Source organism: Mucilaginibacter robiniae, from assembly GCF_012849215.1.
Lineage (GTDB): Bacteria > Bacteroidota > Bacteroidia > Sphingobacteriales > Sphingobacteriaceae > Mucilaginibacter > Mucilaginibacter robiniae.
In genome coordinates this window covers 4,343,026-4,355,582 of record NZ_CP051682.1, presented here as the reverse complement: position 1 = coordinate 4,355,582, position 12,557 = coordinate 4,343,026, and the positions used below count along the sequence as shown (strand labels likewise).

Below are 12,557 nucleotides of genomic sequence, written 5' to 3'. Positions count from 1 at the left end.
TTACTTGCTTTGTTGCTGGTTTTGATTAGGTTTTTCAGCCGACTGACTACTACCCGATGATTGCTGTACATTATCCTGACGGCCTTGCTTGCCACCAGCGCTTTGCTGTGCGGCAGGTGGTGGACCGAGCGTGATACGTCCGCCTTCACGTAAACGCTGGAAACCATCAGTAATAACTTTTTCCCCTGCATTCAATCCACTCATCACCACAACTTTATCATTAATACGTGGGCCTAGCTTGACTTTTATTTGATGAGCGATAGTGTCTTGCGCAACAAACACGAAAAACTCTCCCATCTGTTCAGACACAGCTTTGTATGGTATTTGTATCCTACTACCCGATTCATTGTTCAGCACGTTTAAAACACCGCTCATACCATCCTTTAAACTATCTCGCGGATTAGAGAATTCTACTCGCACTTTAATAGTACCTGTTTGGTTGTTCACGCCACGGTCAATAGCAAATATTTTTCCTCTTTGCTTATACATAATTCCGTCGCTGAGTTGCAAACGAAAGGTAGAATCAGTACTATGTCGTTGTAATTTATAATATCGGTTAATGTCCTGTTCGTTCACCACAATATCTACCCCCATTGGGTTTTCACTGGAAATAGTATTTAGCAGTGTAGAGCCAATTGAAACTTCCGCGCCTAATTTTACCTGCGATATACCAATACGGCCAGTAAATGGCGCTTTTATCACTGAATAAGACAAATCTGTTAGTGCAGATGTAACACCCGCACGAGCTACATCAACCTGACTGCGGGCAGTAGCCAATGCAGCTACAGACTGATCATAAGTTTGTCGCGCCACAGCATCTTGCCTTAACAAAAAGGTATAACGATCGGCATCTTTCTGGGCTTTAACCAGATTAGCTTGGGCACTAGATAAATTAGCCCGGGCCTGCTGGTAAGCTGCCTCATACTTCCGACGGTCAATTTCGTATAAAAGTTTACCCTTAGGCACTACCTCTCCCTCTTTGAAGAATATACCTGTAATAAACCCGGCAACTTGTGCCCGCAGCTCTACACTATTTAATGCCACTACGGTAGCCTGATATTGGTTATAGTATATAGCGCTGGCTGCTTCTGCAGTTGCAACACTTACCGATGTTGGTGGTGGAGCAGCCGAAGCATTTTTATCTTGGTGTTTACATGCTGTCCAGGTCAGCGCCAATAAAGGTGCAGCCCAAAAAGTATATTTCAATTTTATCATGTTAAATTTATCTAACTGGTAAAGTACCTAAAGCTCTTTGCAAATCAATTTTACTAGACAGCAGTTGAAAAAGCGCATTATAATAGTTCAGCTCAGAAGTTCGCAAATCAGCCTGAGCATTTAATACATCCAGGTAAGCTTTGATACCTTCCCGATACTGCAGGCTAATTACATTATACACATCTTTAGCTAAAGCCACGTTTTGCTTCAATAATTGATAATCCGAATAGTTCGACTTGTAATTGGCCAAAGCCTGTACATATTCAGTATTGATCTGATTGCGGGCATTAACAATATCTAAATCGGCACGTTCAACCTGTAAGCGCGCTTTACTTAAATTTTGCAAGCGCTTAGTTCCTTGAAAAATTGGCAAACTCAAACTCAAGCCTGCCAATGAAGTTGGATAGGCATTATTGTAAAGACTCGTAAAACGATCATTAAAATAAATAAGGTTGTAAGTACCAAATGCCGACAATGAAGGCAAAAAACCATATTTATAGTAGCTAACGTTAAGATTTTGTAATGACTTCTGTGTTTGCAGCAAACGAAATTCAATACGATTATTCACTTCCAAACGCTGGTTTGTATCAATTACAGCTTCTTTCTCAAATTTGGTCGAATCATAAGTTAAAGTTAAACGTTGGTAAGGTGTAAAACCCATTACTTGTTTAAGGTAAGCCGTACGACTGTTTACTGCTTCCAGCGTTTGTTTGCGTGATGCTAATGAATTATTTAAAGCAATTGTAGCTTGTTTATAATCTGTTTTATCGGCTACTCCAGCCTGATAACGAGTATAAGCATCCTTTAAACTCCGTTGCAAACGAGCGATGTCTTCATTCAATATATTTAACTGCTTTTGTGATAGTAGTACATCAAAAAAGGCTTTGCTAACATCCGTTACTACATTGATTTGAGCACTGTATGAATTCTGACGGTAATATTCTCTTGAATACTTTGATGCCCTGGATGCCAATAATACATCATTATTATAGATGACCTGTGTAGCTTGAAGAGCAACACTTGATACATTTCGTGCTGCAGCAATCACTGATTGTTGTTGTGAGTTTGTTGTATTACCTGTAGTACCATTAGTTCCAGTGCCAGTGCCAGTACCTGTATTGTTATTGGTAGTACCACCGTTATTGCCCGTATTAGTTCCTCCACTAGTACTGGTTGTGCTACCCGTAGTACCCACTCCTGTAGATGAAATAGTGGCCGCACGTTGAAAATACCGCTGGTAGCTGTCAGCAGTAGAAAGCTGAGGCAACCAGGCCGACAAGCTAATACGTATATCACGTTCATTAATGCTTTCGTCAATTAAAGCCTGTTTTACGGCTGGCTGGTTACGCAATGCGAAATCAACGCATTGCTGTAAAGTAAGTAATTCGGAAACCGTGTCTCGACGAGTTTGAGCTAACAAACCCAATGGAAACATTACTATAATAGAAATATAATGAAAGTATTTTTTTTTCATAAGCACTTACATGCGTTTGCAAAGAACGCAAATAGCCAATATTAGTTTTGTAAATTGATGATGGAAAAAGTGCAAGAATTTGTAAAATTTCTTATACACATCCTTGTCAATAAGTATAATATAAAGGAGCGAATTAAACTGACACCTGTTTTTACATTCAAACTTGTAGATTGTTTATGAAATTTCATATTTTAAATTGAGATGATACTACATATACAAATAATTTAATTAATTTGCCGGATAGATACATATTAAACCTGAATACCGGTATTTAAAAAATTTACATACTAAATATAAGTTATTTGGTTTTAGATGGTATTTTTACAAAAATTTTAAGCAGAGTTAATACATGGGTAAAAAACTACATGATAAGATTGCTCAGTTTACAGCAGCTGATGAGGCCAGAAAAAACGGAGTATATCCTTATTTCAGGCCAATAGAATCAGGGCAGGATACTGAAGTTATAATTGATGGCAAACGTGTACTGATGTTTGGTTCCAACTCTTATTTAGGTTTAACAAGCCATCCTAAAATTAAAGAAGCGTCAAAAAAAGCTATTGATAAATATGGTACTGGTTGTGCAGGTTCTCGGTTTTTAAATGGTACGCTGGATATCCATGTGGAACTGGAAAATCGTTTAGCTGCGTATGTAGGTAAAGAAGCTGCTGTATTATTCAGCACAGGTTTTCAGGTTAATCTGGGTGTACTATCTGCTATTACCGGACGTAATGATTATTTAATATTAGATGAGTACGATCACGCATCAATTATTGATGGTAGCCGTTTATCATTTTCTCGCGTAATCAAATTTGCACATAATGATATGAATGACCTTCAGCGCAAGCTAAGCTTGTTACCTGAAGAAGCTGTAAAATTGATTGCGGTTGATGGTATTTTCAGTATGGAAGGCGATATTGCCAAATTACCTGAAATAGTAAACCTTGCCGATCAGTATGGTGCCAATATCATGGTAGATGATGCACACAGTTTTGGTGTAATTGGTAAAAAAGGAGCTGGTACTGCCTCACATTTTGGTTTAACTGATGATGTTGACCTGATTATGGGTACTTTCAGTAAATCATTAGCTTCCTTAGGTGGATTTATTGCAGCTGATTATGCTACAATCGATTATCTAAAACACCATGCCCGTTCGCTTATATTTAGCGCCAGTATGCCTCCAGCTACGGTAGCCAGTGTTATTGCAGCTTTAGATATTATTGAGGCTGAACCTGAACGTATTGATCGCTTATGGGATAATACTAATTACGCTACCAAGTTAATGCAGGAAGAAGGCTTCAATATTGGTCCATCTGAAAGCCCTATATTACCAATTTATATTCGTGATAATGAGAAAACCTTCTTGGTTACCAAATACCTGCAAGAGGCCGGAATATTTGTTAACCCTGTAGTTTCTCCTGCAGTTCCATCAGATTCTACTCTAATTCGCTTCTCGTTAATGGCTACCCATACCTTTAGCCAAATTGAAGAAGCTGTTGAGAAGATGGCAATGGTATTTAAGAAAGTGGGTGTTGACGCCGTTAAAGAAAAAATATGACACAAATAGTTGCGGTAAGTTCTAAAAAAGAACTTGCCGCCTTTATAGATTTTCCACATGATTTGTATAAAAACGATCCAAATTATGTGCCCGAGTTATTTATCGCCCAACGCGATTTATTAACCACTCACCCCTTTTTTGAGCATTCATCACTTCAATGCTTTTTGGCTTATAACGATAATAAAATTGCAGGTCGTATTGCAGCCATTTTAAACAACAATCATAACAAATACAATGAAGCCAATGATGGCTTTTTTGGTTTTTTTGACTGTATAAATGATGCTGATGTAGCTAAACTACTTTTTGAAACTGCTACCCAATGGCTTAAGCAGAAAGGCTTAACCAACATGATTGGGCCAATGAACTTCTCAACAAACGAAACCACAGGTTTGTTGATTGAAGGTTTTGATTCGCCACCAGTGGTAATGATGACCTATAATGCCTCTTACTATCCTGCTCTACTTGAAAAAGCAGGTTTACACAAAAAGGTTGATTTAATAGCCTGGCGCTTTGGTGCAGAAGGCTATGATGACCGGTCAATGAAATTGTTGGATAAGCTACAAGAGCGCTTAAAACGCAATAACATTGTTATCCGCAAAATCAACATGAAGAATTACAAGCAGGAAGCAGATAAAATTGCTGAAGTTTATAATTCGGCTTGGGAAAAGAACACCTTGTTTGTACCCATGACCAAAGCCGAATTTGACTACCTAGCCAAAGATTTAAAAATGTTGGTAGATCCTGATTTTTGTATTATAGCAGAACAAGAAGGCAAAGTTGTAGGTGTAGGTTTAGCTGTTCCCGACCTGAACCAAGTGCTTATAAAAATTAAAAAAGGTCGCTTACTGCCAACTGGCATTTTCAAGTTACTGCTAGGTAAAAGCAAAATTCAAGGCATACGCATCATGATATTGGGCGTAGTAGAAGGTTATCGAAAAATGGGTATTGAAGCCTGCCTATACGGAACTATTATTAAAGAATACCGTCGCAAAGGACTTAAATATGCCGAAGCCTCTTGGACGCTTGAAAATAACGATTTAATCAACAATGCTATTCAAGCGATTAATGGTGAGCCTTACAAGAAGTACAGGATTTACGAAAAATCAATATAAGGTTTTCAGCATTAACTAACCCTAATGCCAAAGCCTGAATGTTTTAAATAACCGATAAATAGTAAAATGGAAAACAATGTTAAACCTGCCAACGGCAAACTAGGCATACTGATTCCTGGCTTAGGAGCAGTAGCTACTACCTTAATTGCTGGTGTTGAAGCAGTAAATAAGGGCCTTTCTCAACCTATAGGTGCACTTACCCAAATGGGCAACATACGTTTAGGCAAAAGAACAGAAAACCGTTATCCTAAAATTAAAGATTTCGTGCCTCTGGCTAACCTGAATGATGTAGTATTTGGCGGTTGGGACGTATATGCCGATAATGTTTATGATGCGGCCATGAAAGCCAAAGTTTTGGAGCCAGGCTTGTTAAACTCGGTTAAAGCTGAATTGGAAGCTATTGTTCCCATGACTGCAGCATTCGATAAAAGCTATGCTAAAAATTTAGATGGTACAAACGTAAAAGAAGGTACCCGTTATGAAATGGCACAAGCTTTAATGCAAGACATCGAAACTTTTCAGGAAGAAAAAAATTGCGATCGTATTGTTGTTTTGTGGTGTGGTTCAACAGAGGTTTACTTTGAAGAATCAGACATTCACCAAAGCATTGAAATATTTGAGCAGGCTTTACAGGATGATGACAAGCGTATTTCGCCAAGCATGTTGTATGCTTATGCCGCATTAAAATTAGGCATTCCATACGTAAATGGTGCACCTAACCTGACTATTGATATTCCAGCGTTAGTAGAGTTGGCCAAACAAACTGAAACTCCTATAGCTGGTAAAGATTTCAAAACTGGACAAACCCTGATGAAAACTATCTTGGCTCCTGGCTTAGCAGCACGTGCTTTAGGTGTAAAAGGTTGGTTTTCAACTAACATTTTGGGTAACCGTGATGGCTTAGTACTGGATGATCCGGATAACTTTAAAACCAAAGAGGTTTCAAAACTAAGTGTGTTAGAAGACATTTTTCAACCAGAAGAAAATCCTGAACTGTATGGTGACTTATACCATAAAGTTCGTATTAACTACTATCCACCACATGGTGATAACAAAGAAAGCTGGGACAATATTGATATTTTCGGCTGGTTAGGTTACCAAATGCAAATCAAAGTTAACTTCCTGTGCCGCGACTCTATATTAGCAGCACCCGTAGCATTAGATTTAGCTTTATTTGTTGACTTAGCTAAACGTGCTGGCATGAGCGGCATTCAAGAATGGTTGTCATTCTACCTGAAATCGCCACAAACTGCCCCAGGCTTACGTCCAGAACATGATATTTTCAAACAGTTGATGAAACTGCAAAATACATTACGCCATATGATGGGCGAAGATTTAATAACTCATTTGGGCCTTGATTATTATCAAGATTTAGTTGAACTGCTGTAAAGTATACATCAACATAAAAAAAGGCTGCTATTATTCATAGCAGCCTTTTTTTATGAAATACATCACAAAAATTAATCAATCATTTGATTGATTTTTACGATGTAACAACACTATCTACAATACTATTCCTTATTTTTGGCAAGTAATTCAAACATTAGTAATAAGTATTTACGTAACACATTTTTAAAATTCTTGATATTGTATTAAGATATTCTTATTCGAAGGATACTTAATCAATGCATTTAAAATTAAAACATTGCTGAAACGTTTACCCTTGTATAATTACTAATCACACTAATTAGCTTAAATGCACTTAAAAAAATATATTCCTTTCCTGCTTACGTTAATTGCTGGCGTTTTTTCAATTTCTATCACTTTAGGGCAAACTACTGTAGTTAGGGGAACTGTAGTAGATGCTGCCAATAAACAGCCTTTATCCTATGTAACCATAAGTTTTCCCGGCAGTACCATTGGCGTAAGTACTAATGATGCGGGGAAATTTGTTATTAGGTCTGAAAAGCCTTATAACCAAGTACAAGCTTCCTTTGTAGGTTATAAAGCAGTTACACTACCAATTACACCTGGTAAGGAACAAGATATCAATATTCGTTTAGTTGCAGATAGTAAGCAATTGAAAGATGTAGTGGTACGCTCTGGTAAAAAGCCTAGGTACACTAATCGTGATAATCCGGCAGTAGCGCTAATTAGAAAGGTAATTGAGAACAAAGAAAAAAACCGTCCGGAAAGTTATAATTATGTAGAATATAAAGAGTATGATCGAATGACATTCTCTTTTATTAATGTTTCTCCTACATTATCAGATAAAAAGTTCTTTCGTAAATATAAATTTTTACTAGACAATCGCGATACTACTACCCTACCTGGTAAAAACCTGCTCCCCATTTACATTGATGAAAAACTATCACAATATTACTACCGGAAGAACCCTGAAAAAAGCAGAACTATTGTATTGGGGCAGAAAGGTGTAAACTTTGGCGGCATGGTTGATAATGAAGGTATAACTGTTTATTTCAAACATTTATACCAGAATGTAGATATTTATGCTAATAGTGCCGTACTAGTAACTAACGAATTTTTAAGTCCAATATCAGACAATGCGCCTAACCTATATAAATTTTTTATAACCGATACTGTAGTAGTAAATAATACTAAGCTGATTGAACTAAGTTTTACCCCTCGTAACACCAACGACATTCTTTTTGAAGGTGAAATTTACATAACGTTAGATGGTAACTACGCCGTACAAAAAGCTAACCTTACTATTAACCGGAAAATTAATCTGAACTGGGTTAAAGAGATGCACATTAATCTGGATTTCGAAAAAAATCCGGATGGGCGTTACCACCTGAGTAGAAGTAATACTTTGGCCGATTTTGGGGTACGTAAATCAGGTAAAGGCGGCATGTTCGGGCAACGTACAATTACATATAAAAACTATTTGGTTAATCAAGCCAAACCTGATACTACATACACGGGTCTGGAGGGAATAGTCTCTGATGATGTAAAACATCGGAGTGAGCAGTTTTGGGAACAAAACCGATTGGATACCTTAAACAATGTGCAAGCCAAGGTATATACCAACGTTGATAGTTTGCACAAGATGCCTTCTTATCGCCGTACGGTAGATATAGCTACGTTGTTGGTAGCTGGTTATAAATCATTTGGCAAATTTGAAATTGGTCCAGCTAATACCTTTTACAGCTTTAACCCGGTTGAAGGTTTTAAGTTGCGCTTAGGTGGCCGTACCACGCCTGAGCTCAGTAAGCGCTACTATCTGGAAACTTATGGTGCATATGGCTTTAAGGATGAGAAATGGAAATTTTTTCTGGCAGGTACTTACTCCTTTAATGCAAAATCAATTTATAGGTTCCCTCAAAATTATATTAGAGCAAGTTTCCAAAGAGATACTCAGATCCCTGGTTTAAACTTGCAATTCGTTCAGGAAGATAATTTTCTTCTTTCTTTCAAGCGTGGAACAAACGATAAATATTTATACAATGATAATTATCGAATTGACTATGTACGTGAGTTTGAGAACCATTTTTCCTATTCACTAGGCTTCCGTAAGTGGACGCAAACACCAGCAGGCTCATTATATTTTATCAATCAAGTAAATGGGGTTAATCACCAAATTAATAACTTGACTACTACACAAGCACATGTGCAATTACGCTATGCACCACACGAAGAGTTTTATCAAGGTAAAATATACAGAACGCAATTTTTAAATAAATATCCAATATTTACTTTCGACTACACAGCAGGAATAAAAGGATTGTTAGGTAGTGAATACAACTATCATAATTTAAATCTAGATATTTACAAGCATGCCTATTTAGGTCGATTTGGCTATGCAGACGTTTACCTAGATGCAGGACGCATTATTGGTCAGGTACCGTACCCTTTGTTAACTATTCCGCGTGCCAATCAAACATATGCTTATGATTTGCTTTCTTATAATTTAATGAACTTTCTGGAGTTCGCCAATGATCACTACGAAAGCATCAACATCGACCAGCATTTTAATGGTTACTTCTTTAATCGCATTCCATTATTTAAAAGATTGAAATGGCGTGAAACAGCATCTGTAAAAGCTTTGTGGGGCGGCTTGAGAAGTGAAAATGATCCTAACATCCATCCAGAATTATACCAGTTCCCTAAAGAGTTGGATGGTACCCCAATTACCTACTCGTTAGGTAACAAACCTTATGTAGAAGGCAGTGTAGGTATTGAAAATATCTTTAAAGTGTTAAGGGTTGACTTGGTACATCGCTTCAACTACCTTGATCATGCACATGTTGCAGAATGGGGAATCCGGACACGCGTACAATTTATATTTTAACTATTTTTGCGTACATAAATCAACTGCACATCTTTTTTTGAATATGGCACAACAAACATCGTTGCGTACTAACTTACAATTAGGTATATATAAAATTATTGATCCTTTTGTTAAGGTTTTGATCAGGATAGGTTTAACACCTAATGCGGTTACTTTAATTGGCTTTATATTAAATATTGGTGTTGCATTTGTTTTTATTTTCGGCGCTGAACAAAAAAAGCGTAATGATTTATCATCGGTAGCATGGGCAGGAGGCCTGCTTTTATTTGCAGGTTTGTTTGATATGTTGGATGGACAAGTAGCTCGCTTGGGAAACATGAAATCAGTTTTTGGCGCTTTGTTTGATTCCGTTTTAGACCGCTACAGCGAACTAATTATGTTTTTTGGCATTTGCTATTACCTGGTTTATAACCATTACTTTTTAAGCTCAATTTTTGCATTTATAGCACTTATTGGTTCTATGATGGTAAGTTATGTACGTGCTCGTGCAGAAGGCTTAGGTATAGAATGCAAAGGTGGCTTAATGCAACGCCCAGAACGTGTAGTAACTATTGGCTTATTCGCTATATTATGTGGGGTAACTGCCAGCTATGTTGGCGGAAATTACAAACTGTATGTGCCAGGTATTCCATTTCACATTTTTGAGCCGATGTCGGTATTTACAATACCTATAGCTGTTTTAGCCGTGTTAACCAACATAACAGCTTTTAACCGATTAATGGATGCCAAAAAGAATATTCAGCAGGCTGAAAAATAATATTTGTAAACGTAATGATTAAAAAAAGAGCAATATTATCCGGAATTTGTCTGCTGGCAGTGAGTATACTTACTACAGCAAAGCCTTTATCCAACCTACCTACTTTTTCTACTCCTGCTGATACTGTGAAGAACCTGTTTCAGCTACCGGGTAACCCCTATCCAGCTTTACCGGTTAGTGTAAATCGCTTATTTTATGTACAACGTACGCCTAATGCGAACACCATTGTTTATGAATTGAACATGAGCAGTAATGGCCAGCCCAATGAGGATGAACCGATACACGCGTATTGGATACGTTATCATGAACAAGGGCAAAAAGCTGATTTGAGCTATATACAACGAAAGTTTGCCTATGGCCTTAATACCAAATCTTTGGGTAATGGTAAATATGATATCCGTTTTGTGTCATATAAAAAATATCCCCTTACCTTAATGAAAGGTACAGACGGTAAATATCATATCTTCGCAACGATTTCTCAAAGGCTATTGATTCTGAATCGTGTTTTTGTTAAAATTGAAGGAGGATCGTTCTGGGTTCCTAAAGTTTTATTTGTAGAATTAAGAGGGACAGACCAATCTACCGGAAAAGAATATATTGAGCGTTTCAAACCCTGATTAGTGATGAAGAACTTTGTATCTAATTCTAGTGAATCCGTAAGGATGTTTAAGAGTGACTTGTTAGAAAAATTATCTAAGGTTCACTTCACTGTACCCCTATATGTTTATGTGCCTGTTATTAGCTACTTGCTTTATTTAGCAGTTGCAAAAAGTACACTTACAATTCTTGGCGTTGTAGGTATGTTTATAGCAGGATTAATGTTTTGGACATTGGCAGAATACGTGCTGCACCGATACGTTTTCCATTTTGTACCTAAAGCTGATTGGGCTTTACGTTTACACTTCATTTTTCATGGTGTACACCATGATTACCCAAGCGATGCCAAGCGATTAGTGATGCCACCATCAGCCAGCATCCCAATGGCTTTAATTTTGTATTTTTTGTTTAATGCTGCATTACCGGCCACTTACATTTATCCTTTTTTTGCGGGATTCTTGTTAGGTTATCTGGTGTACGATATGACACATTATGCCATTCATCACTTTAACTTTAAAGGTGGTTTATGGAAAGCCATTAAACAACATCATATGTTGCATCATTATCAAGACCCACAGAAAGGATATGGTGTTAGCTCCCCTTTCTGGGACAAAATATTCCAATCAGACTTTGTTAAAAAAGTAAAAGTGAAATGAGTTCGGGGGTTAGTAAAAGTACTTCCCTAACTTTAACAGCTGCGCTAAGTGCCCTTGGCGCAGCTTTAGCCTATTTAATTATCTCTTATTTTTTAGTTGGATTTAAGTCAGATCAGTTGGTGTTGGCAGGTATATTCTGCTGCGCTTTCTTTGCTTCAACTATTACTCGTAAATTCATTTTAGGCTTTTCCATCTTCATTGTGTATTGGATCATATTCGATTACATGAAGGCTTTTCCTAATTACAATTACAATCCGGTTCATATTGCTGGCCTGTATAATCTGGAAAAACATTGGTTTGGTTTACATATTGGTGGCAAGATATTAACACCTAATGAGTACTGGAGCATTTACGGTTTTACCTTTTTAGATATTATTACTGGTATATTTTATTTATGCTGGATACCTGTTCCGTTAGCTTTTGCGTCTTACATGTTTTTTGTAAACCGTGATCAATTTTTGCGTTTTTCACTCACTTTCGTATTCGTTAATCTGCTGGGCTTTATTGTTTATTATGCATATCCCGCAGCCCCGCCTTGGTATGTACAATATCATGGCTTTCACTTCATTAAACTAACTGCAGGTAATACAGCTGGCTTAGCCCGATTTGACCGACATCTCCATGCGGGTATATTTAAATCCATCTATGCAAAGGGCTCTAACGTATTTGCGGCTATGCCTTCATTACATTCCAGCTACCCGGTTATTGTACTTTACTACGGATTGAAAAACCGTTTAGGCTGGATTAACCTATTCTTTGCTACAGTAATGATAGGCATTTGGTTCTCGGCAGTTTACAATAGCCATCATTATTTACTCGATGTAATAGCTGGTGTTATTTGTGCTATTACAGGCATTGTACTATTTAATTACATGTGCAAAAGTTCAGTTATAAAGCAATCTTTATATCGGTACGAAGCGCTAATTAGATAATTTTCAT

The 12,557-nt window shown here is 37.3% G+C and carries 10 protein-coding genes; 8 read left to right on the top strand and 2 right to left on the bottom strand.

What is annotated here, in order from left to right; translation table 11 throughout:
* Positions 1–1,215, bottom strand: a complete 1,215-nt coding sequence (locus HH214_RS18995) for an efflux RND transporter periplasmic adaptor subunit (RefSeq protein WP_169610325.1) — start codon at positions 1,213–1,215, stop codon at positions 1–3.
* Positions 1,216–1,222: 7 nt separating this feature from the next.
* Entirely contained in the window at positions 1,223–2,689 is a 1,467-nt protein-coding gene (locus tag HH214_RS18990; RefSeq protein ID WP_169610323.1) for a TolC family protein, read from the bottom strand.
* Positions 2,690–3,038: 349 nt separating this feature from the next.
* Here HH214_RS18990 and spt point away from each other — a divergent pair, with 349 nt between their 5' ends.
* From spt to HH214_RS18950, 8 genes are all read left to right on the top strand, one after another.
* Entirely contained in the window at positions 3,039–4,244 is a 1,206-nt protein-coding gene (spt, locus tag HH214_RS18985; RefSeq protein WP_169610321.1) for a serine palmitoyltransferase, read from the top strand.
* Complete coding sequence (locus HH214_RS18980) at positions 4,241–5,356, top strand: hypothetical protein (RefSeq protein ID WP_169610319.1); 1,116 nt, start codon at positions 4,241–4,243, stop codon at positions 5,354–5,356. The genes spt and HH214_RS18980 overlap by 4 nt, the downstream gene beginning before the upstream one ends.
* A gap of 66 nt (positions 5,357–5,422) precedes the next feature.
* A complete protein-coding gene (locus tag HH214_RS18975; RefSeq protein WP_169610317.1) occupies positions 5,423–6,745 on the top strand; it encodes an inositol-3-phosphate synthase in 1,323 nt (440 codons plus the stop codon).
* Between the two features lie 307 nt (positions 6,746–7,052).
* Complete coding sequence (locus tag HH214_RS18970; RefSeq protein ID WP_169610315.1) at positions 7,053–9,608, top strand: DUF5686 and carboxypeptidase-like regulatory domain-containing protein; 2,556 nt, start codon at positions 7,053–7,055, stop codon at positions 9,606–9,608.
* A 43-nt stretch (positions 9,609–9,651) separates the two neighbouring features.
* Entirely contained in the window at positions 9,652–10,365 is a 714-nt protein-coding gene (locus HH214_RS18965) for a CDP-alcohol phosphatidyltransferase family protein (RefSeq protein ID WP_169610313.1), read from the top strand.
* Between the two features lie 14 nt (positions 10,366–10,379).
* The gene (locus HH214_RS18960; RefSeq protein ID WP_169610311.1) at positions 10,380–10,982 is read left to right on the top strand and encodes a DUF4833 domain-containing protein; all 603 of its coding nucleotides are present in this window, start codon (positions 10,380–10,382) and stop codon (positions 10,980–10,982) included.
* Positions 10,983–11,165: 183 nt separating this feature from the next.
* Positions 11,166–11,618: a sterol desaturase family protein gene (locus HH214_RS18955; RefSeq protein ID WP_248282146.1), complete on the top strand. Its 453-nt coding sequence runs from the start codon at positions 11,166–11,168 to the stop codon at positions 11,616–11,618.
* Positions 11,615–12,550, top strand: coding sequence for a phosphatase PAP2 family protein (locus tag HH214_RS18950; protein WP_169610307.1), 936 nt, complete (start codon positions 11,615–11,617; stop codon positions 12,548–12,550). The genes HH214_RS18955 and HH214_RS18950 overlap by 4 nt, the downstream gene beginning before the upstream one ends.
* Positions 12,551–12,557 lie beyond the last annotated feature (7 nt).

Coding starts and splice junctions, on each gene's coding strand:
- HH214_RS18995 (WP_169610325.1), bottom strand. CDS start 1,215: ATGATAAAATTGAAATATACTTTTTGGGCTGCACCTTTATTGGCGCTG.
- HH214_RS18990 (WP_169610323.1), bottom strand. CDS start 2,689: ATGAAAAAAAAATACTTTCATTATATTTCTATTATAGTAATGTTTCCA.
- spt (WP_169610321.1), top strand. CDS start 3,039: ATGGGTAAAAAACTACATGATAAGATTGCTCAGTTTACAGCAGCTGAT.
- HH214_RS18980 (WP_169610319.1), top strand. CDS start 4,241: ATGACACAAATAGTTGCGGTAAGTTCTAAAAAAGAACTTGCCGCCTTT.
- HH214_RS18975 (WP_169610317.1), top strand. CDS start 5,423: ATGGAAAACAATGTTAAACCTGCCAACGGCAAACTAGGCATACTGATT.
- HH214_RS18970 (WP_169610315.1), top strand. CDS start 7,053: ATGCACTTAAAAAAATATATTCCTTTCCTGCTTACGTTAATTGCTGGC.
- HH214_RS18965 (WP_169610313.1), top strand. CDS start 9,652: ATGGCACAACAAACATCGTTGCGTACTAACTTACAATTAGGTATATAT.
- HH214_RS18960 (WP_169610311.1), top strand. CDS start 10,380: ATGATTAAAAAAAGAGCAATATTATCCGGAATTTGTCTGCTGGCAGTG.
- HH214_RS18955 (WP_248282146.1), top strand. CDS start 11,166: ATGTTTATAGCAGGATTAATGTTTTGGACATTGGCAGAATACGTGCTG.
- HH214_RS18950 (WP_169610307.1), top strand. CDS start 11,615: ATGAGTTCGGGGGTTAGTAAAAGTACTTCCCTAACTTTAACAGCTGCG.